Source organism: Acinetobacter genomosp. 33YU, from assembly GCF_001990725.1.
Lineage (GTDB): Bacteria > Pseudomonadota > Gammaproteobacteria > Pseudomonadales > Moraxellaceae > Acinetobacter > Acinetobacter seifertii.
Window position 1 is genome coordinate 24,617 of sequence record NZ_LFZQ01000017.1, and the last position, 19,878, is coordinate 44,494.

Sequence of the window (19,878 nt, forward strand, 5' to 3'; positions counted from 1 at the left end):
ATCAGGCTGCTTGATGAACTGTACTGAGTAATAACGCCGCGCAACTAAACATGACAGCAAAACCACGATTTAAATATTTTTGTTGTTTAGGTGAGCGAAGTAATCTTAAAACCTTTGATGCCAGCCCTGTATATCCAGCCATTACAATTAAATCAATCGTAATCATAGTAGCTGCCATAATCAGATATTGTATCCATTGAGGTTTACTTAAATCTAAGAACTGAGGCAAAACCGCCAATAAAAATACAATCGCTTTTGGGTTACTGATATTGACCACAAAGCCATTCAATAGCAGCGCTGAAATAGACTTATTCTTTTTTTCATGCTGAATTTCAATATCTTTTATAGGCGCAGTCCACTGCAAATAGGCTAAATACAATAAATAAGCTACCCCAAACCATTTAACCATCTGAAAAGCCAACGGCGTCGTCGCGAATAAAACGCCTACGCCCGCCGCTACAATCATGATTTGAATTAACAAAGCAATTTGCAAACCAATCGCATTCCAGTAACCATGTCTAAAACCATAGTTTAGACCACTCGACATAGAAGCAATCGCGCCCGCTCCAGGAGAAATACTAATAACCCAACAGGCCAGCATATAAGCAAACCAAATTTGCAAAGACATAGCGAAATAAACAATAAAAGTGGAATTATACCGTTTTATAAAACTATCGCGGCGATAATTCAAACAATAAAATCAATAAATAGACTACTAACAGCTCTTCGCATCAGGCACAATAATTGAAGCTCATACTAAATTATAATTGAGGAGATACCTTCCAATGACTGCTCAATCTGTCATTTTGCCATTACCATCTGATCATGCCCGTTTTATTGTTCTTCGCTTAAAAGATCTAACAATTGCTGAATTAAAAGAACAACTCGAAGCTTTATTCGAAACACGTGACCGTCTCATTACTCAGCATTCAGACGCGCAAATCAAAACAGCAGTCGCTTTTGGTCCAGAACTCTGGAAACAGCTTTACAGTCAATCTCCTGCTGGCTTTAAACAACTTGAACCAGAAAATGGTGCATTCAATATGCCTGTCGTACCAGCTGATGTGCTTATTCACATTGCCAGTATGCGTTCAGATATTTGTTTTGCATTAAGCCAAGCATTTTTTGAAGGTATTAAAGATAAAGTTGAAGTTCTGGATGAACGTGTTTGCTTCCGTTATTTCGATGGTCGCGATATTACTGGCTTTATAGATGGTACCGAAAACCCTCAATTTCCAGACGACCGCGCAGAAACCGCCCTGCTTCCAGAAAGTGCTGGAGTATTTGCAGATGGTAGTTTCATATTTGCACAGCGCTATGCACATGACTTGGAAAAATGGAAAAAACTTAAAGTCGATGCGCAAGAAAATGTCATGGGACGTACTAAACTTGAATCTATTGAATTAGATGATGACGTTAAGCCAGACAATGCTCACGTTGCTCGTACTGTCGTTGAAGATGATGAAGGCGAAGAAATGGAAATCCTACGCCATAGCTTACCTTATGGCGATGGTAAAGGTGATCAAGGCTTATTCTTCATTGCTTATACTAAAGACCTGAACATTATTGATGCCATGTTAAAGCGTATGTTTGGCACAAGTGGCGATGGCATTCATGACCGCCTATTGCATTTTGTAACGCCACTAGACGGCGCATACTACTTTGCACCAAGTGAAGAGTTACTAGAAGAAGTTTTAGAAGATTAATTTTTTAAAAAGTAGCTATCACGGTAGCTACTTTTTTTATTTAAAACCAAAGAACAAAAACAAGTACTTTGACATTTTAAAAAGATATTATCTGTACCTTTATAAATTAATAAAAATCACTCTTAAATATAAACTTAAGGCCCATTCGCATTTCTTATTTCAAGCATTTCATTACAGTCTTTAGAAGTTGAATAAACAAAAATTCGTTTATCTTGATTTTCTAGTAAAATGGCATCTTTATTTTCGCCAAAGGCATTTTTAGAAATATCACATTTATAAGCTGACAGTTGAAAGTTTTTTACCACTTCACATTTAGGCTCAGCAACACTCTCATTAAAACCATACCATTGCGTAATATTTGGATTTGAACAAGAGATTTCCCCTACTTGATCAGCGGCTTTAACTGCTTTATCCGCACTCTCTTTCTTTTCGCTTACAGCAGAGCCTGATTGATTTTTATCCACCTGCACCACATCTGTCTTATGACTAGCATCATGTTGGGTTTTATCTGGACTTTTATCGCCACACGCCATTAAAGCGCCTATAAAAATTAAAATATAAATATTTTTCATGAAAAAGTACTCATAATTATGTGTTATTTAAAAACTGATCTTAATTAAATCCATTACCTAGCAAGTATATCTAATATTAACTGAAGCAAAAATTACAAATAACTTATGATTTTAGATTAGTAATATTTTCTAAAAGTGAATCATCTATTTTATTTTTAGAAGATTTAAAAAACTTCTGTAGCCAAATTAAGTTAATAAAAAAGGGAGTACTTTACTCCCTTTTTTACACGTCTAATATTTTAGAAAGGAATACGCTTATATTTACGGTATTCTGGTTTCCAGAATGATTGTTCAATCTTCTGTTTAAGTAAATCATCGCTAATGGTTACAGCCACACCATCTGCCATTGCAGCTTTTGCTACTTCAAATGCAATCACTTTAGACACTTGTTGAATTTCGCCCAAAGGTGGCAACAAGTCAGCTTGTGGATCTTTCAACAATGGTGAACAGTCTGCTAATGCACTACTTGATGCCATAAGCATGTTTTCTGTAACACGTTTAGCACCTGATGCAACTACACCCAAACCAATACCTGGGAAGATGTATGAGTTGTTACACTGCGAAATATTGTAAAGTTTGCCATGATGATTTACAGGTGCAAACGGACTACCCGTTGCAATTAATGCTTTACCTTCAGTCCATTCCACAATATCAGCCGGTACAGCTTCAACACGTGAAGTGGGGTTAGACAACGGCATCACAATTGGTCGCTCACAATTAGCAGCCATAGTCTTAATAATTTCTTCGGTGAATAGCCCCGGTTGACCAGAAACACCGATTAACACTGTAGGCTTGGCATTCTTAACAACATCAAGTAGTGAAATCACTTCTTCAATGTTACCCCATTGGTCTACCACTTCAGCTTTTTGAGCTAACTTACGTTGGAAGTCTAATAGGTTTGGCTGATTTTCAGTGATCAAACCAAAGCGGTCTACCATGTACACGCGAGCACGCGCTTCAGCATCGGTTAGACCTTCTGAAATCATTTGTGCAACGATTTGCTCTGCAATACCACAGCCAGCGGAACCTGCACCTAAGAAAGCAATTGTTTGGTCTTTTAACTGTTTACCTGCTGCACGGCTTGCAGCAATCAAACTACCGACAGATACCGCCGCTGTTCCTTGAATATCATCGTTAAAACAACAAATCTTGTCGCGATATTTTTCTAATAATGGCATCGCATTTTTTTGTGCGAAATCTTCAAATTGAATGAGTGCTTTTGGCCAACGACGTTTTACGGCCTCAATCACCATATCTACAAAGTCATAGTACTCGTCACCACTAATACGTGGTTGACGCCACCCCATGTAGATCGGGTCATTTAATAATTGAGGGTTATTCGTCCCTACGTCAATTGTGATTGGCAATGTGTAAGCAGGACTAATACCACCACATGCGGTATAAAGTGAGAGTTTTCCAATTGGAATACCCATACCACCAATACCTTGGTCACCAAGACCCAAGATACGCTCACCATCAGTAATCACGATGACTTTAACATTGTTTTTATTAACGTTTTGCAAAATATCATCAATCACATCACGATCTGGATATGAAATAAAAATACCACGATGACGGCGATAGATATCAGAAAAACGTTGGCACGCCTCACCCACAGTTGGGGTGTAAATAATCGGCATCATTTCTTCAAGATGATTTTCGATTAAGTGATAAAAAAGAGTTTCGTTGGTATCTTGGATATTACGTAAATAGATGTGCTTATTTATATCATCATTAAAAGCACAATATTGCTGATAAGAGCGTTGGCTTTGCTCTTCAATAGTTTCAATAATATGTGGAAGTAACCCGTGTAAGTTAAAGTTACTTCTTTCTTCTTGAGTGAAAGCAGATCCTTTATTTAAAAGGGGTAACTCTAAAAGTGTATAGCCTGCATAAGGGATATAAAGTGGGTGTTTACTTGGGTGTCCTGATATCATTGCCTATCTCATTTTCCAGCTTAGAACTCCGAAAAGTACAGTTTCAGCACTCTCTAAAGCTCGTTGTATGCGTAAGCTTAAGACTATTTGAGACGAAATAGGTATTTTAAACTGTGATATTAAAATTAAAGACTATTTAGTAAATATATAATATAAAATAAATATTAAAAATTAATTACTTATTATTTACAAGTTTTTTAAAATCATTCTTTATTAACACTATACTTGGCTTACAATCCTATAATTTTTCAGCCTCTTACATTTTTACAAGAAATACCAAGTGTTTTACTAGCTTATAATTTAGAAAATATTGTCTAAAAAGCCTATATTTACGTGCTTTGAGAGTTTTCTTAGGCTTATTTTCCAATATTTACAAAAAAAATAGTTGTAGGGAACGAAAAGAAAGAAATTCAGTGAAAGCGTTAAATGCACTCCCCCAACTCATAGGAAATTTGCTATATTTGACGTTTTTCTGCGACATCTATTTTCGATTGATATGAATACGGCAATACAAGCAGCTCTCGACCATGCAGTGCAAACCCTTCAGCAAGAAGGCGTGCTTCCTTCGGATTGGAATAATTCAAGCAATTTAACGCGCACCAAAGACCGAAGCCATGGCGACTTTGCTTCTAATATTGCCATGATCGGCTCTAAAGCTGCTGGTATGAAACCACGTGATTTAGCTGAAAAAATTCTTGCGGCTCTACCAGAAGTTGCAGATATCAGTAAAGCGGAAATCGCAGGTCCTGGTTTTATCAATTTCTTCTTAAATGCAGACCAACGTTTTGCGATTCTTGATCAAATTCAAGCTCAAAAAGAAATCTTTGGCCGTAGCCAATCAAATGCAGCGAAAAAGATTCAAGTTGAATTCGTTTCTGCAAACCCGACATCTAGCCTACACGTAGGTCATGGCCGTGGTGCTGCTTATGGTATGACTGTTGCAAACTTGCTTGAAGCAACAGGTGCTAAAGTTGATCGCGAATACTATGTAAATGATGCTGGCCGTCAAATGGATATTTTGGCGACTTCTACCTATTTACGTTATTTAGAATTATTGGGCCAAGACCTTGTATTTCCAAAAAATGCTTATCAAGGCGACTACGTTAAAGAGATTGCCCAAAGTATTATCGACAAAGATAACAATGCATATGTTCATGATGTAGCAGACGTCTATAAAGATGTGCCAGAAGACGTGCAATATGCAGATGAACTCGATAGCGAAGGCAATAAAGTTGTATTGTCTGGTGACAAAGAAAAACACATTGATGGTCTTATTGCCAATTCACAACAATTATTAGGTGAAGGCTACCGTGTTTTCCATCAAGCCGCTCTTCATGCGATTTTAGATGACATTAAAGATGACCTTGCTGACTTTGGCGTAACTTTCAATCAATGGTTCAGTGAAGCATCTCTTAGCGCAAAAATTGATGAAGCTTTAGAAACACTTGATCAACGTGGCTTCCTTTATGAAAAAGATGGCAATATCTGGTTTAAATCGACTGAATTTGGCGATGAAAAAGACCGTGTTGTTAAGCGCCGTAATGGTCAAACGACTTACTTTGCCTCTGACATTGCTTACCACTTAAATAAATTACAACGTGGTTATACTGACCTTGTTGATATTTGGGGTTCTGACCACCACGGCTATATCTCTCGCGTAAAAGCTGCGATTGATGCGATGGGTTATGACTCGAAAAAATTGACTGTTCTTTTAGTTCAGTTCGTAAGTTTGTGGCGCGGTGGCGAGATGGTTCAAATGTCATCTCGTTCAGGTCAATTCGTGACTTTACGCGACTTACGTAAAGAAGTTGGGAACGATGCTGCTCGTTTTTACTATGTAATGCGTAAGAGCGAACAACACATTGACTTTGACTTAGATCTTGCTGTATCACAAAGCAAAGACAATGCTGTTTATTATATTCAATACGCTCATGCACGTATCTGCCGTATGTTAGAAAAAGCAGCAAGCACTGGCTTACAGTTTGAAGTGGATGCTGCTCGTTCGCATGCTGCACGTTTATCACTTGATGCAGAAACTGAAATTCTTGCTAAACTTGCTGCATATCCAGACGTTGTATTACGTGCTGCTAATGCGTATGAACCACACCAAGTAGGTAACTACTTAAAGGAATTAGCTGCGCTATTCCACGGTTGGTACAATGAACACAAAGTTTTAAGTGATGATGCTGAACTTACACAAGCACGCTTATTACTTTCAATCAATGTACAACAAGTATTGCGTAATGGCTTAGAATTACTTGGTGTTTCTGCACCTGAAGCCATGTAAATAAATGCTGGATATTTGGTAGAACTACATATTCAGCCATGCTGTAAAAGACATCGCTTTGTGATGATATAAACCTTACAGAGCGATGTTTTAAAGTAAACTCGAAAGAAAACAATCAAAAGACAGAGGAATAATCCACGTGTTTGGCAAAACGCAACGCGGTGTATCTGAAAGACCTAATAAGCCTAAAAAGCCTTTAATCCCTAAATGGCTAGGGACACTTGTCGCTATTTTAGTCGTCTTATGCATTGCGGTAATGCTCATGCTGTGGAAACCGTGGCAACCTGTTTCTTCAAAAAATCAGATTACGTCTGATCACTATAAAGAAGAAGAGACCAATAAAGACTATCGCTTTTATGATCTATTGCCTCAGCAACAAGTAACCCCTATTCCGGAACAAGCAATCCCTGAAAGTAAAAATCAGGGTACAGCAATGATTGTAGAGGCGCCTAGTACAGCACAACCTGCTGCATCAGAGTCTGTTGCTACTACTGATAGCGATGACTCTACAGCTGCTGCACCTCAACAACCAAATTACATTTTACAAGTCCGTAGCTATACAGACCCCGATCAAGCAGATGCTCGTCGTGCAGAAATTATTTTAAATGGCTTATCTGCCGATGTAGTCAAAAGTTCTGAAAATGGTAAGACTTGGTATCGAGTTATTTCTGGTCCATATGATACTCAAGATGCTGCGCTTGCAGCCCAGCAAACATTACAACATAGTGGTATTGACTCTATCGTAATTAAACGCAAATAAAGCAAGAGTGATAAAAAAGGAACAAATATTTGTTCCTTTTCTTTTATATGTCAGCACAATTTCTTTCGTTTGAACCCAAACTCTTTTGTTTTGCCTTTTGAAAAGCTGGCCGCTGCTGAATACGATGTAAAAAGGCTTGAATATGCGGATATTTACCTTGTAAACGCGACTGAAGAGCTTCTAGTGGAAAGCTCATTTGAATATCAGCAAATGAAAAATCCCCTGCAAAATATTCATGTTCGGACAAGTAGTTTTCTAAAAAACTAATATGATCTTTCATACGTGGACGAACAAAACTTGCTTTAACCCCTTCTGTGATTTTTTTTGCTACAGGTTGGATTAACCATGGCACGTGTTTGTTTACACTATTCATAACTAAAGTCATGACCAATAAAGGCATAAGTGAACCTTCAGCATAGTGCATCCAGTAAATATATTGCTGTAAATCCTGAGATTGCTTAGGTTTAAATTGCTGATTTTGATCGTAACGCTGCTGTAAATACTCCAAAATGACCGCTGACTCTGCAATGACTTGTTCATCGTCTGTCAAAATTGGGGCTTTGCCGAGGGGATGAATACATTTCAGTGTTTCTGGCGCAGAATAGTTGGGAAGACGTTGATAATAATGAATATCATAATCCAAACCTAACTCTTCTAAAGCCCATAAAATCCGAAACGATCGCGAACATTCCAGGTGGTGTACACTAATCATGCTATTGCCTACTTTTATTTTTCTTTTTTACATAAAAAACAGCATGTGAACATGCTGTTTTATTCCATTTGTGGGATGGATATAAAATCATCCACCTCAACAAAATAGCATTTTTACACTGTAACAAGCACAGTATGAATGTCTAAACTACGTAACAAAGTTTTAGTAACAGGCGTTTTACTACACACTGTTAATATTTTTTGCTGTAGTTCTTCGCTTGGTAACTCTTTAAAAACAATACGACGTTCAATATGTTCTTCATGCTCACGATTGGTATGAAAATCAATTTCAACTGAAAACTCACCAAAGTCATAATCTTTATGCTTTGCATACATTCTTAAAGTAATAAGTGTACAAGCTGCCAGACTCCCGGTAAGTAAATCATAAGGGGCTGGACCTTGGTCATGCCCTTCTAACTTCTCTGGTTCGTCACAAAAATATTGATGACGACCACTGGTGATTTCGCCCTTCCACTGCTCAGGAAGAGGCTTTGCTTTACTGCTTGCGATTACTGCTGTCATTTTGATGCTCTCATTTGATCTGGAAGAACTGGCGCTTCTAAACGCGCACCCACGTAGTCTGGAATTTCACCAAAACGCACATCATGATTAATCCACTGCTCCCGCGCTTCTTTTAAATCATCCATTGTACGTGCAACAAAGTTCCACCATAGTAAAATTGGAGTTTCAAACGGTTCACCACCTACTAACAGCACACGGTTCCCTTTCTTTACTTCAATTTCAATTTCACTTAAACCCATATCTAATACAACCATGTTGTCGGCAGTGAGTTCATTGCCATTCACATGGGCAACCCCATCTAATGCCATAAAACCATATTCAAACTCAGGATTCAGTGGAATACGTGTTTTAGTATCTTCGGTAGCAATTAAATCAACACCTACTAACGGCGTATGCACTGCAACTGGGGAAGTAGTTGCCAAGTATTCACCCACAAGGACGGTAAACTCTAAACCATCCTTTTCAACAACGGGTAGTTCTGGGTAGTGTTCAAATTTAGGATCCATATTGCGCTTATGGTCAGGCAATGCGATCCAAAGCTGGGCAGCATGCATTTGAGTTTCTGTATCAGGGGCAACTTCTGTATGAGAGATACCATGACCTGCTGTCATCAGGTTTACTTGTTTAGGACGGATCAATTGCTTTGAACCTAAACTATCAGTATGCATCATGGTGCCTTCAATCATCCACGTGAAGGTTTGCAAACCAATGTGAGGATGAGGACCAACATCTAGACCATCACCAGCTGGAAAAGTTACTGGGCCTGCATGATCTAGGAAGCACCACGCACCAATCATTCGCTTTTGACGGCTAGGTAAAGCCCGCTTAATGACTGTCCCCTGTCCAATTTCAGCAGAGCGAATTGGAAATTCCTGAATAAATTGATTGGCAAATTTCTCACAATCTTTTGAATCAGAAATATCGTAATCATTATTATTGCTCATGATATTACTCTCTTTTACCTATGCTTTTGCAATGAGTTGTTATACTGATCTTAACAATACACTCATTATTCAATATAGTCTTTTAGTAATACACAGGGTGTTATGAATGAGACAATCCTTTTTTTAGTTATAAAAATAAATAAAGCTGCATTCAGCAGCTTAAGATGACTGAGTCTTAACGAGCTGTTTTAGATTTTTCATAAATTGTCCGAACTGCGGAAAGAACTCTTGAAACAATGCATGATCTCGATTTTCCAGCATGACTTCACTAAATAACTTTAGACCAACAGCAAAAGACTTTGTAGTTTGATCATCGAAAAATTCTGCATTCTTTAGCTTTTCAACAATCTCAAAAATATCGTCATGATTACCAGTATAGAACTCAAGTCTTTCCGTATAGGTAGAAACTTCGCCTTTGGCATCTTTTAAATGTTGTACAGTAACGTGATATTGATGCTGTTTCATATATAAATTCTCTATCAAAAATTAATGGTTTTGGATAATTTCAATCTGCTTCAAATCAACTTGAAATTGATTAAATACCGATTGCAAACTCGCTAGAAATTGTTCTTGTTTGGCTTCTGTCAGTTCTGCACATTGAATCTGTAGCAGTTGATTATTGGCTAAGTCTGATAAGTTAAATTTGGCTTCACCTCGTTGAAATTGAGTATTTGAAATTAGGCCTGCTCCTACCAAATCACTGACCACCCGATAAACTGTTGCCAAACTCAACTTCTGTTTTTGGGTATATAGCTTTTGATAAATCTGTTTAACCGTTAAATCTTCTGCTTGCTGTTGAATTAAAGACAAAACAGCAAGTCTTGGATGAGTGACTTTTAGGCCCGCTTCTTTGATTTTTTGCTGTAGCTCTAACATGTTGTATCTCAACTTATAGACGCCCGATTGCAACCGCAGCCTGATCAATTTTTTCGGCAATTTGATAGATCTGCTCTTGCTGCAAATCAGTTGTATTAAGTTTCAAGCGTAAGGCAGTTTTTAAATTTTCCATGGCGCGGTGAATTTCAATTAATTGATCATTACTGTGAATTTCACGTCTCAAACGTAATTTCTCTAAAAGTCCACTTAGTTTGTCTTGCTGTTCAGCTAAATAAGCTTCCCCAAACTCCGTAATTTGATATTGCTTGCGCTCTACATCTAGCAAACTAATCAAATTCATTTCTTCAAGACTGGTCAAAGTCGGATAGATTGTTCCCGCACTAGGCGTATAGCCATCACCGACCAAATCACTTATTTCTTTAATAATTTCATAACCATGCTTAGGACTTTGCTGAATAAGGTGAAGGACTAAAAGTTTCATTCGTCCAGCTTCAAAAAGTCTTCCACGACGCCCCGAACGGTGATGGCCGTGGTGATGTTCATTGTGCTCAGTATGATGATGTTCTGATTGTTGTTTCATCTTTGAAGATTCTCTAATATGTTTAATTTATGCATATTAAGATATATCTTAATACATCTTTTATCAAGTATAAGTAATAATATATGATCTATTGTATTGATAGTTATCAAGATTAATTTTTAGCTTTAAAAGTTAAGCAATAAAAAAAGAGTGCTTAAGCACTCTTATATAGCCACATGTTTAGCAAAGTCGGTAAATAAAGTCAGAATCAAAAAATTATTATGTGGTCAAATTTCTTTTCTGCTTAAACTGCTCTTCAATTTTTGAACTCAAAAAATTGACAATAGGCTGCAAAGCATAATGCTCCTCTTGCCAATTTTGTTTGCCGATTTCCCCTCTATATTCTTGTATAAGTCGCTGCAATACGAATTTCATCTCATCAGGAAGCTGAGACATAACCCATCGTGCTGCATTGTCTTTTGAAGCAATATTCTTCATCACTAAACTAAAATAGATCCGGCATAAAGCTAAAATCTGGTTTCTTTCATCGGCATCCTCATCCCAATGCGCTACGATTTCGGGATATGTGTCAGACATTGCTTGCCATAATTCTTGATCAGAAATTTCAGGTGCCCATTGGTTTAAAGCTGGCCCAAATAAAACTGTATGATGAGATCTCGCTTTCCTAAGTAATATACTAATATCTGGGTCTTTCTGTGAGCTCAATGTTCCACCTTCTTTAAGCTCTTCACGCAGCCATTCACCAAACTGCATTTCATAACTTAAAGGATAAATTCCAGACTGAATCTCATCTTTTAATAAAATAGTAACTTCTAATGGCCTTTGTAATTCCCCAACAGGCTGTGAAATTTTTAGTAATTCTTGTGCAAGCTGCTCACGTAAAGCAGATGTTAATGGTTGAGTGACCACGACCAGTACATCAAGATCACTTTCTGGCCCTAAACCACCGTCAACAGCTGAACCATAAAGATAAATTGCAAATAATGATTCCGCTAAAAGTTGCTGTAATTTTTCTTGAAGATATTCTAACTGAATTAAATCAGGCATCTCTCACCTCCTTCGGAAGAAACAGACATAAAAAAGGCAGGATTAAATCCTGCCTTTTCATTTGATTATTCCCACTCAATCGTTGCTGGTGGTTTAGATGACACATCGTATACAACACGTGATACATCTTTAATTTCATTCATAATACGCGTTGAGATTTTATCAACTAGTTCATATGGTAAATGTGCAAAACGAGCTGTCATAAAGTCAACCGTTTCAACTGCACGAAGTGCGATTACCCATGCATAACGACGACCATCACCTACTACACCAACTGACTTAACTGGTTGGAATACAGCAAATGCTTGAGCAGTTTTGTCGTACCAGCCGCTGTCGCGAAGCTCTTGCATAAAGATGTCATCAGCAAGACGAAGAATATCTGCATATTCTTTTTTAACTTCACCCAAAATACGAACACCTAAACCAGGGCCCGGGAATGGATGACGGTAAATCATGCTGTGTGGCAAGCCAAGTGTAGTACCTAACTTACGTACTTCGTCTTTAAACAAGTCACGTAAAGGTTCAACCAATTCAAACTCTAAATCGTCAGGTAAACCACCCACGTTGTGGTGAGATTTAATAACGTGTGCTTTACCTTGTTTGCTTGCAGCAGATTCGATTACGTCTGGGTAAATCGTGCCTTGTGCCAAGAATTTCACGCCATCAAGTTTACGTGCTTCTTCAGCAAATACTTCGATGAATTCACGGCCAATGATCTTACGCTTTTTCTCTGGATCAACTTCACCAGCCAATGCAGTTAAGAAACGTTGTTCAGCATCTGCACGAATCACACGTATACCCATGTTTTCAGCAAACATTTGCATTACTTGGTCACCTTCGTTTAAACGAAGTAAGCCATTATCAACAAATACACATGTTAACTGGTCGCCAATTGCTTTGTGTAAAAGCGCAGCAACAACAGATGAGTCAACACCACCAGAAAGACCTAAAAGAACTTTTTCATCACCGATTTGCTGACGTAATTGTTCTACACGTAAATCGATAATGTGTTCAGGTGTCCAAAGGCCACCACATCCACAAATTTTATGAACGAAGTTTGCAAGTAACTCTTCACCTTTTGCCGTGTGCGTTACTTCTGGGTGGAACTGCACGCCATAGAAACGACGCGCTTCATCACTTACAGCAGCAACTGGACAGCTTGGTGTGCTTGCAGTAATCGTAAAACCTTCTGGAATCTGGCTCACTTTATCGCCGTGGCTCATCCAAACATGAAGTTGGTTTTCACGGTCTTGTAAGTTACCAATAAGTTGGTCACGTTTAACGATATCAACTTCGGCATAACCAAACTCATGTACAGTACCCGGCTCAACTTTACCGCCTAACTGTTCAGACATGGTTTGTAAACCATAGCAAATACCCAATACTGGAACGCCTAACTCAAACACCACCTGTGGTGCTCGTGGGCTGCCCTCTTCATGCACACTCTCAGGTCCACCTGACAAAATAATACCGTTTGGATTAAAAGCACGAATGTCTTCTTCAGACATATCAAAGGCATACATTTCAGAGTAAACACCAGCTTCACGTACACGACGTGCAATGAGCTGACTATATTGAGAGCCGAAATCCAGAATCAGGATACGATCTTCAGTAATTTGAGTATTGGTAGTCATGACAAACCACTAAATGGCAAAAGAATTAAGCGCGCCATTTTAACATTTTTCACGCTTCGGCGCACCGCAAATCATCATATATCTTGTTTTTTTCATATCATAATCATTTTGATATTTAGATTGATTGATATAAATACAAATTTATTGATATTTATCAATGTACTGTATACCGCTTAAAATCTTCATACACATTGATAAATTCATCACATTCTATGCAACATCCTCATGAATTTGATGTTAAGATGACCCGATAAAACAGGCATTACCATGGAAAGGTAAATACCATTAAGCGATATTTGTCTGTCCTTAAACAGTGATCCGTTTTTTATGGCTTGTTGCCCCATATCAAAATCAATAGAAATCTAAGGAACAACAATGCTTCAAACTATGATTGCAGATTTCCAGCAACATTTTTGGTTGTATGTCTCTATTCCTTTCATGAGTGGTTTAATTGGCTATGTCACTAAAGTGATTGCCATTCAAATGATGTTCTCACCACTTGAATTTAAAGGTATTAAACCATTTTTTGGCTGGCAAGGTATTGTGCCTCGTAAAGCTGAAAAAATGGCAACCATTGCTGTTGAACTCATGACAGCCAAGCTGATTAAGCCCGAAGAAATTTTTGCTCGTCTTGACCCAAAGCGTATTGCCAAAGAAATTGAAAAACCATTAATGGCAGCAGCAGAAGATATTACGCGTGAAGTTGCGCAAGAGTATCAACCCGGTTTATGGGAAGGCATGCCTGAGTTTGCCCGTCAAAGACTGATCCGCAGAGTTCAATCCAAAGCGCCTGAAATTGTCGAGCACATCATGAGTGAAGTGCAACGTGACGTAAATCGATATTTTGATATTAAGCATTTGGTGATTAGTAATTTGCTTAAAGATAAGCGTTTACTCAACAATATTTTTAAACGTGTCGGCAAACAAGAGTTTAAATTTTTCAGTAATGTTGGCTTTGTATTCGGTTTTGGTATTGGTGTAATCCAAATGTTGTGCTGGATTATTACGCAAGGTAAATATCCTTGGATGCTACCGATGTTTGGTGGATTTGTAGGATTTTTCAGTGACTGGATTGCGCTGCAAATGATGTTTAGACCGCTCTATCCTAAAAAGATATTGGGCTATACATGGCAAGGTCTGTTTATTAAACGTCAGAATGAAGTAGCAGCTGACTACGCAGCCTTGATTTCCAAACAGCTTTTAACTTCACGTCATATGATGGAAGAGCTATTTTCCGGCACTCACTCTGCACGTGTGATTGACTTGGTGAACCGCCATGTTAAACAGGAAATTGATATGCAGGCAGGTGTCATTCGTCCACTTGTTGTATATGCAATTGGTGGAGAAAAATACCAGAATATGAAAACACAAGTTGCAGAACGTATTATGCAACAGCTGCCAGAGACCATGAAATATGTTGAGTCTTATGCAGAAGATGCGATGAATATTCGCAGCACTTTAATTGAACGTATGCAAAAATTAACACCATCCGAATTTGAAGGGATGTTGCGTCCAGCGTTCAAAGAAGATGAGTGGGCACTTATTGCAGTAGGTGCAGTACTTGGTTTTGTTGTTGGTGAGCTACAAATCCAGTTCATGCTCTAATTTTTAAATATAAAAAAACCGGATGAATTGCTCATCCGGTTTTTATTTTGTCTTGAATATTATTTTTCAATTGCGTGGTCTAGGCTAATACGTCCAGCACCGTGAAGCATTAGGAAGAATAATCCCCCTGCCATTGCAAAATTTTTCATAAAGTGGATGCTATTATTATATTGCGCTGCTGCATCAGCTCCACCTTGGTGGAACAAGAACGCAGTCAAAATACTAAAGATTCCAAGACCAAAAGCTGCAAAACGTGCTTGGAAACCAAGTAACAAAGCTAAACCACCACCAAACTCAACCAGAATGACTAATGGTAGAATTCCACCAGGAACCCCCATAGCTTCCATATAACCTGCTGTTGCTGCGTAACCGGTGATTTTTCCCCAGCCAGCAACAAGGAAGATATACGCAATAAGTACGCGAGCAACCAGACTAATAAAACTGTCCGCACCTGTTTGCGTTACGATATTTTTGACCACCACATTTGGATTAAACATACAGCCACCTTTATTTAAATGCTTATTTGTTGATGAACTCATTCTAGGTTTGGGACATTGATAATTAAATACTCAAAATCCATATATATCGTTGCACAAATAGGATGATTAATTTGTATCTTTTTGATGTTCTATACTGACTTTCTATAGGCTCACTGCTAGGATTTGAGCACGGTTTACCACTTAGCTATCTCATGGAACTTCTTGATTTTATTCTACACGTTGACCAGCATCTCGCCGAATTTATTACAAATTACGGAGTCTGGATTTATGGCATATTATTTTTAATTATTTTTGTCGAAACTGGTTTAGTGGTCATGCCGTTCTTACCGGGCGATAGTTTATTATTTGCAGCAGGGGCATTAGCTGCATCTACAGGTAAGATGGATCCATGGTTGCTAGGTACTCTGCTCTTTATTGCTGCAGTTCTAGGTGACACAGTCAATTATCATATTGGACGTTTTATCGGTCCACGTGTGTTTGAAATGAACTCCCGATTCATTAATAAGCAGCACTTAACCAAAACTCAAGAATTCTTTGCCCGCCATGGTGGCAAAACGATTATTTTTGCTCGATTCATTCCATTTGCCCGCACATTTGCTCCTTTTGTTGCAGGTGCTGGTAGCATGAATTATAAGTTTTTCCTGACATATAACTTAATTGGAGCATTCTGTTGGGTAGCTTCTTTTGTAACCTTAGGTTATCTATTTGGAAATATGCCAATCGTTAAAGATAACTTCACCCACCTTATTTTCGGCATCATTATTATTAGTGTTCTACCGGGTATTATCGGGTTTATACGTGAGAAGTTAAAAAACCGTAAAGCCAACGTTTAAAGCTTCATTTAGAAGAAACGGAATACCACCGGAAGCATACATAAAATGAGTAACATGGCCGATCCTTTATATAAATGATCGGCTTTTATTTTTTGCATTGAACCTGTCAATAAAGCACGACCAAAAATCATCCAGAAACTCGCCGCAGGAATAAGCGTCAATGTAAAAGCCGCAAAGACCATAAGAAAATTTTCAGGCGAATTCCATGTTTCGGCAGGAAAAATACCAGCTGCAAACAGTAAGGACTTAGGATTTTTTAAAGTAGAGAAGAATAACTGACGTGGGCGAATATTACGGTGGTTCTGACTAAACTGCTGTAAATGTGTAGTTTTCCATAAACGAAATGCCATCCAGAACACATATAACACGCTCGTAATATGCAAAATGAGCAGTAACGCAGGCCAAACTGGAGCTGCTAAATGAATAAAGACAGCCCAAAAGCTAATCCCATAGGCATAACCTAACCATTGCATTGGAATAAGCCAGAATGTTTTAGATAAACCTTGTGAATGAGCTGCGGTTGCAAGTAGTGCGTTTGTCGGCCCAGGAATAAGCAAAACAGCCAACATTGCTAATACAAAAAACCAGCTTTCAATCATAAAGTTTCCACATTGGTAAAGATGGGGCCACCTTAAACGAAATAGACAAAATATAGCAAGTTAAGAGCATAACTTGACGAGAAAAAATACAAGTATCATTGTAACCATATTAAACTAAGATACTGATTTATATTTATTTGATTATGAAACATTTTGCTAAACTTTAATCATCACAATATGCTTCTATTAGCATATTGTGATGCAAAGATGACTATTAATTCGCCTTTTTGCGGACAATTATTGGACAATTCTTAAACTGAGCTGCCTGAACAATTGCTTCTTGTTGGCCTAAAACACGTGAAAGTTCGGTGTTCTTGGTTGAAGAAGATTGCCCCATATTAACAGAGATGGATGGACCGAATCCCCAACCGCCTCGTCCCCAGCCACCACCAAGTCCAAGCCCAACACCCATACCTGTACTTTTTGGAGTTTGTACGCCATTATCGATATATTGTTGAATACGGTTATATTCACTTTGCAGTTGTTGGCAACTCAAAGATTGATATTGTGTCGGAGACACATAAGTCGGTTTTACCGTTGTAGCACAAGCGCCAAGAAGTAACGTGGCTGCCACCAAAGGCGCAATATATAAGCCTTTCATCATTTTTCTCTTATCGTTTTGGCTCAATCTCACCAAATAATGTCTCATAAGCCTGAGTCAATTTATGTTCTGGTGCCAAATGGGCCAAAGGTAAATTTTTCTGATGCGATTCTTTCATTAAAATTGAAGGCGGTAACATGCTATTGAGCACAGGTAACCCTTCATCTTTCAACTGCTGGACCACTTCCCGAGGTAATTTTGCTTGGGATTGGAACTGGTTCACCACAATTCCTTCAATTTCCAAGCGATCATTATGATCATCTTGCGTTTCGAGAACATTTTCAATCAATGTTTGTAACGCACGCTTTGAAAAGACATCACAGTCGAAAGGAATCAGGACTTTATCTGCTGCAATTAAGGCGGACAACGTGAAAAAGTTAAAAGCTGGTGGTGTATCGATATAAATACGGTCATAGCGCCCAATTAAGCTTTGAATAGAATCACGCAATTTATAAATTTTATGCTTGCTTTCAAGTGCATGCTCAAGTGCACCAAGCGTAGGGCTTGCTGGAAGTACATCTAATTTATCAAAGGATGTTGAGTGCACAAAACTGTCGAGGTCTTTGTTCCGAGGGGCTTTTAAAATTGAGCCTAATGCATTACCAATTAGACCTTTTTGTTGATTGTTCCCCAGCACATCTTCAAAGAAGTTTTCAATATTTGGTTCTAAAACGGCTTTATCAGCAGCGTATGTTGCTTCTTCGCCTAAAAGATATTGGCTAGAGTTGGCTTGAGGATCCAGATCGATAACCAAGGTCCTAAAGCCATGTTTGGCACTAATCGCAGCCAAATTTACAGTAATACTTGATTTCCCTACACCGCCTTTTTGGTTAAATACCACACGAGTTAACATGTTTCCCTCTGCATATTTTTTATTGTATGCAGTTTAACCTAGAGCTTAAGCAAAAAGGCAAAGAATGTAGAACAATTAAGCAAAAACTGGTTTCACAATGACCAAAATAATAATGGCAATAAATGCGACTGCACTAATAGCTAAACCTGCACGGCGCTGTGCCAATAAAATAGTGTCATCCTTTTTAAAAGCCTTCATTAGTGATGATAACAGCACTAAAAATAAGATAATTTTCGCGTAAAACCATGGTTGAACCTGAAAGTTCTTCATCACCAGTAAAACTGCACCCGTAATAAAAACCACAGTAAAGGATAAATGCTGCAAAGCAACTAATACTTTACGCCCTGCTGGGTTAGGTTGTTGACCTTGCACACCAATGAATAGTGTAGAAGCGCGAAAAACAAACACCATAAGTGCGGCAGCCACCGCAGTCATATGAATAATTTTAGTGAGTAAATGTGCATCCATGAAAGTTAACCCTTAGCTTTTAGGTGCATGTGCACATTCTGGGCTCGCTGGCGCTTGACCTTGCCACTCACTTGGCAAATAAACATGAATTGCTAAAGCATGGATTTGACCTGGATTCATTAAATCAGAAGCCAACGCATACACTTTTTGATGACGTTGAACCAAACGCAAGCCGTTAAACTCTTCACTTACCACAATCACTTTAAAATGTGATTCTTTACCAGGGAAATAACCACCGTGGCCAGCAGACTCATTAATAACTTCCAAATGGCTAGGTGCAAGGGTTTGTAACCGTTCAATCAACTGTTGTTCAAGGCTCATAGCTTTTCCTTTTACGATTATTCGTATATTTGGACCTAGTATACCCTGTCTACGGACAAACAAAAGTTGCTCTTGTATGCTTTGACTTCGAATAAAATGTCTATTTATTCGGCAACTTATCAATAAAAATAACTCTAAATGCTCATTTCTGTTTTTATTTTATGCAATCAGCATAATTATTTGCATAAAGTTGTTGACCCTTGTTTTGCTTAATGTATTATAAGCGGCACGCGGGAATAGCTCAGTTGGTAGAGCATAACCTTGCCAAGGTTGGGGTCGCGAGTTCGAGTCTCGTTTCCCGCTCCAAATTGGTTTTTTTTGAGAAAGTTTTCGTAAAAACTGCTTATATATGCGGGAATAGCTCAGTTGGTAGAGCATAACCTTGCCAAGGTTGGGGTCGCGAGTTCGAGTCTCGTTTCCCGCTCCAAATTTAAAAGGCCCTAGTCGAAAGACTGGGGCTTTTTTCTTTTTATCGATTCTTATTTTTGTACTCTATTGATTCACAGCATAACTTACTGAAAAGAACTCAATTCAATTCCAACGAAAGACTTTCTACTTTCTACCTTCTACCAGATTCACTTTTTTAAATTGCAGTTCTTC

General features: G+C 38.3%; 22 protein-coding genes and 2 tRNA genes. 7 read left to right on the forward strand and 17 right to left on the reverse strand.

The features are described 5' to 3' along the window. Position 1: 1 nt before the first annotated feature. The gene (locus AC056_RS17675) at positions 2-628 is read right to left on the reverse strand and encodes a LysE family transporter (RefSeq protein WP_004705944.1); all 627 of its coding nucleotides are present in this window, start codon (positions 626-628) and stop codon (positions 2-4) included. A gap of 157 nt (positions 629-785) precedes the next feature. Here AC056_RS17675 and AC056_RS17680 point away from each other — a divergent pair, with 157 nt between their 5' ends. After that, positions 786-1,706 carry a Dyp-type peroxidase gene (locus tag AC056_RS17680; RefSeq protein WP_039252912.1) on the forward strand — a complete coding sequence of 307 codons (921 nt, stop codon included), beginning with the start codon at positions 786-788 and terminating at the stop codon, positions 1,704-1,706. Positions 1,707-1,840: 134 nt separating this feature from the next. Here AC056_RS17680 and AC056_RS17685 read toward each other — a convergent pair whose 3' ends face one another. Beyond that, positions 1,841-2,278 carry a hypothetical protein gene (locus AC056_RS17685; RefSeq protein WP_077164359.1) on the reverse strand — a complete coding sequence of 146 codons (438 nt, stop codon included), beginning with the start codon at positions 2,276-2,278 and terminating at the stop codon, positions 1,841-1,843. 239 nt (positions 2,279-2,517) lie between these two features. Next, on the reverse strand, positions 2,518-4,215 hold the full coding sequence (locus AC056_RS17690) for an NAD-dependent malic enzyme (RefSeq protein WP_039252907.1): 1,698 nt from the start codon (positions 4,213-4,215) through the stop codon (positions 2,518-2,520). 496 nt (positions 4,216-4,711) lie between these two features. Here AC056_RS17690 and argS point away from each other — a divergent pair, with 496 nt between their 5' ends. After that, on the forward strand, positions 4,712-6,502 hold the full coding sequence (gene argS, locus AC056_RS17695) for an arginine--tRNA ligase (protein ID WP_077164360.1): 1,791 nt from the start codon (positions 4,712-4,714) through the stop codon (positions 6,500-6,502). Between the two features lie 139 nt (positions 6,503-6,641). After that, complete coding sequence (locus tag AC056_RS17700) at positions 6,642-7,262, forward strand: SPOR domain-containing protein (protein WP_004705949.1); 621 nt, start codon at positions 6,642-6,644, stop codon at positions 7,260-7,262. 43 nt (positions 7,263-7,305) lie between these two features. On the opposite strand, the gene AC056_RS17705 is transcribed toward AC056_RS17700, so the two are convergent. From AC056_RS17705 to guaA, 8 genes are all read right to left on the reverse strand, one after another. After that, positions 7,306-7,974 carry a glutathione S-transferase gene (locus AC056_RS17705; protein WP_039252904.1) on the reverse strand — a complete coding sequence of 223 codons (669 nt, stop codon included), beginning with the start codon at positions 7,972-7,974 and terminating at the stop codon, positions 7,306-7,308. 113 nt (positions 7,975-8,087) lie between these two features. Then, entirely contained in the window at positions 8,088-8,495 is a 408-nt protein-coding gene (locus AC056_RS17710; protein ID WP_077164361.1) for an OsmC family protein, read from the reverse strand. Further along, positions 8,492-9,439, reverse strand: coding sequence for a pirin family protein (locus tag AC056_RS17715; RefSeq protein WP_077164362.1), 948 nt, complete (start codon positions 9,437-9,439; stop codon positions 8,492-8,494). Before AC056_RS17715 ends, AC056_RS17710 begins: the two co-directional genes overlap by 4 nt. 159 nt (positions 9,440-9,598) lie before the next feature. After that, entirely contained in the window at positions 9,599-9,904 is a 306-nt protein-coding gene (locus AC056_RS19720; RefSeq protein ID WP_004705953.1) for a DUF3861 domain-containing protein, read from the reverse strand. A 21-nt stretch (positions 9,905-9,925) separates the two neighbouring features. Next, positions 9,926-10,315 carry a Fur family transcriptional regulator gene (locus AC056_RS19725; RefSeq protein WP_151749757.1) on the reverse strand — a complete coding sequence of 130 codons (390 nt, stop codon included), beginning with the start codon at positions 10,313-10,315 and terminating at the stop codon, positions 9,926-9,928. A 13-nt stretch (positions 10,316-10,328) separates the two neighbouring features. Next, positions 10,329-10,856, reverse strand: coding sequence for a PadR family transcriptional regulator (locus AC056_RS17725; protein ID WP_077164363.1), 528 nt, complete (start codon positions 10,854-10,856; stop codon positions 10,329-10,331). 219 nt (positions 10,857-11,075) lie between these two features. Continuing rightward, positions 11,076-11,864: an ANT(3'')-II family aminoglycoside nucleotidyltransferase gene (locus AC056_RS17730; protein ID WP_077164364.1), complete on the reverse strand. Its 789-nt coding sequence runs from the start codon at positions 11,862-11,864 to the stop codon at positions 11,076-11,078. Between the two features lie 65 nt (positions 11,865-11,929). Then, positions 11,930-13,498 carry a glutamine-hydrolyzing GMP synthase gene (gene guaA, locus AC056_RS17735; RefSeq protein WP_004705956.1) on the reverse strand — a complete coding sequence of 523 codons (1,569 nt, stop codon included), beginning with the start codon at positions 13,496-13,498 and terminating at the stop codon, positions 11,930-11,932. 387 nt (positions 13,499-13,885) lie between these two features. On the opposite strand from guaA, the gene AC056_RS17740 reads away from it, so the two are divergent. Next, the gene (locus AC056_RS17740; protein ID WP_171057791.1) at positions 13,886-15,103 is read left to right on the forward strand and encodes a DUF445 domain-containing protein; all 1,218 of its coding nucleotides are present in this window, start codon (positions 13,886-13,888) and stop codon (positions 15,101-15,103) included. A gap of 59 nt (positions 15,104-15,162) precedes the next feature. Here AC056_RS17740 and AC056_RS17745 read toward each other — a convergent pair whose 3' ends face one another. After that, positions 15,163-15,600 carry a DoxX family protein gene (locus AC056_RS17745; protein ID WP_213033514.1) on the reverse strand — a complete coding sequence of 146 codons (438 nt, stop codon included), beginning with the start codon at positions 15,598-15,600 and terminating at the stop codon, positions 15,163-15,165. A 194-nt stretch (positions 15,601-15,794) separates the two neighbouring features. Between AC056_RS17745 and AC056_RS17750 the strand changes: the two genes are divergently transcribed. Continuing rightward, positions 15,795-16,436, forward strand: a complete 642-nt coding sequence (locus AC056_RS17750) for a DedA family protein (protein WP_025465185.1) — start codon at positions 15,795-15,797, stop codon at positions 16,434-16,436. 8 nt (positions 16,437-16,444) lie between these two features. Here AC056_RS17750 and AC056_RS17755 read toward each other — a convergent pair whose 3' ends face one another. The 5 genes from AC056_RS17755 to AC056_RS17775 form a co-directional block, all read right to left on the reverse strand. Next, the gene (locus tag AC056_RS17755; RefSeq protein ID WP_004883927.1) at positions 16,445-17,035 is read right to left on the reverse strand and encodes a LysE family translocator; all 591 of its coding nucleotides are present in this window, start codon (positions 17,033-17,035) and stop codon (positions 16,445-16,447) included. Positions 17,036-17,249: 214 nt separating this feature from the next. Further along, complete coding sequence (locus AC056_RS17760; protein ID WP_005071968.1) at positions 17,250-17,636, reverse strand: hypothetical protein; 387 nt, start codon at positions 17,634-17,636, stop codon at positions 17,250-17,252. Between the two features lie 10 nt (positions 17,637-17,646). Beyond that, positions 17,647-18,489: a ParA family protein gene (locus AC056_RS17765; protein ID WP_019457983.1), complete on the reverse strand. Its 843-nt coding sequence runs from the start codon at positions 18,487-18,489 to the stop codon at positions 17,647-17,649. 75 nt (positions 18,490-18,564) lie between these two features. Further along, positions 18,565-18,957, reverse strand: a complete 393-nt coding sequence (locus AC056_RS17770; protein ID WP_039252881.1) for a SirB2 family protein — start codon at positions 18,955-18,957, stop codon at positions 18,565-18,567. A gap of 12 nt (positions 18,958-18,969) precedes the next feature. Next, the gene (locus AC056_RS17775) at positions 18,970-19,278 is read right to left on the reverse strand and encodes a BolA family protein (RefSeq protein ID WP_039252878.1); all 309 of its coding nucleotides are present in this window, start codon (positions 19,276-19,278) and stop codon (positions 18,970-18,972) included. 230 nt (positions 19,279-19,508) lie between these two features. On the opposite strand from AC056_RS17775, the gene AC056_RS17780 reads away from it, so the two are divergent. Together AC056_RS17780 and AC056_RS17785 are read left to right on the forward strand one after the other, a co-directional pair. Then, a tRNA-Gly gene (locus AC056_RS17780) sits at positions 19,509-19,584 on the forward strand. Positions 19,585-19,629: 45 nt separating this feature from the next. Then, positions 19,630-19,705 (forward strand) — tRNA-Gly (locus AC056_RS17785). Positions 19,706-19,878: the final 173 nt, after the last annotated feature.

Bases quoted from the DNA above. Each gene is read 5' to 3' on its own strand.
- AC056_RS17775 (WP_039252878.1), bottom strand. From the start codon at position 19,278: ATGAGCCTTGAACAACAGTTGATTGAACGGTTACAAACCCTTGCACCT.
- AC056_RS17770 (WP_039252881.1), bottom strand. From the start codon at position 18,957: ATGGATGCACATTTACTCACTAAAATTATTCATATGACTGCGGTGGCT.
- AC056_RS17680 (WP_039252912.1), top strand. From the start codon at position 786: ATGACTGCTCAATCTGTCATTTTGCCATTACCATCTGATCATGCCCGT.
- AC056_RS19725 (WP_151749757.1), bottom strand. From the start codon at position 10,315: ATGTTAGAGCTACAGCAAAAAATCAAAGAAGCGGGCCTAAAAGTCACT.
- AC056_RS17725 (WP_077164363.1), bottom strand. From the start codon at position 10,856: ATGAAACAACAATCAGAACATCATCATACTGAGCACAATGAACATCAC.
- AC056_RS17710 (WP_077164361.1), bottom strand. From the start codon at position 8,495: ATGACAGCAGTAATCGCAAGCAGTAAAGCAAAGCCTCTTCCTGAGCAG.
- AC056_RS17745 (WP_213033514.1), bottom strand. From the start codon at position 15,600: ATGTTTAATCCAAATGTGGTGGTCAAAAATATCGTAACGCAAACAGGT.
- AC056_RS17760 (WP_005071968.1), bottom strand. From the start codon at position 17,636: ATGAAAGGCTTATATATTGCGCCTTTGGTGGCAGCCACGTTACTTCTT.
- AC056_RS17750 (WP_025465185.1), top strand. From the start codon at position 15,795: ATGGAACTTCTTGATTTTATTCTACACGTTGACCAGCATCTCGCCGAA.
- AC056_RS17675 (WP_004705944.1), bottom strand. From the start codon at position 628: ATGTCTTTGCAAATTTGGTTTGCTTATATGCTGGCCTGTTGGGTTATT.
- AC056_RS17715 (WP_077164362.1), bottom strand. From the start codon at position 9,439: ATGAGCAATAATAATGATTACGATATTTCTGATTCAAAAGATTGTGAG.
- AC056_RS17730 (WP_077164364.1), bottom strand. From the start codon at position 11,864: ATGCCTGATTTAATTCAGTTAGAATATCTTCAAGAAAAATTACAGCAA.
- AC056_RS17685 (WP_077164359.1), bottom strand. From the start codon at position 2,278: ATGAAAAATATTTATATTTTAATTTTTATAGGCGCTTTAATGGCGTGT.
- guaA (WP_004705956.1), bottom strand. From the start codon at position 13,498: ATGACTACCAATACTCAAATTACTGAAGATCGTATCCTGATTCTGGAT.
- AC056_RS19720 (WP_004705953.1), bottom strand. From the start codon at position 9,904: ATGAAACAGCATCAATATCACGTTACTGTACAACATTTAAAAGATGCC.
- argS (WP_077164360.1), top strand. From the start codon at position 4,712: ATGAATACGGCAATACAAGCAGCTCTCGACCATGCAGTGCAAACCCTT.
- AC056_RS17690 (WP_039252907.1), bottom strand. From the start codon at position 4,215: ATGATATCAGGACACCCAAGTAAACACCCACTTTATATCCCTTATGCA.
- AC056_RS17755 (WP_004883927.1), bottom strand. From the start codon at position 17,035: ATGATTGAAAGCTGGTTTTTTGTATTAGCAATGTTGGCTGTTTTGCTT.
- AC056_RS17705 (WP_039252904.1), bottom strand. From the start codon at position 7,974: ATGATTAGTGTACACCACCTGGAATGTTCGCGATCGTTTCGGATTTTA.
- AC056_RS17765 (WP_019457983.1), bottom strand. From the start codon at position 18,489: ATGTTAACTCGTGTGGTATTTAACCAAAAAGGCGGTGTAGGGAAATCA.
- AC056_RS17740 (WP_171057791.1), top strand. From the start codon at position 13,886: ATGATTGCAGATTTCCAGCAACATTTTTGGTTGTATGTCTCTATTCCT.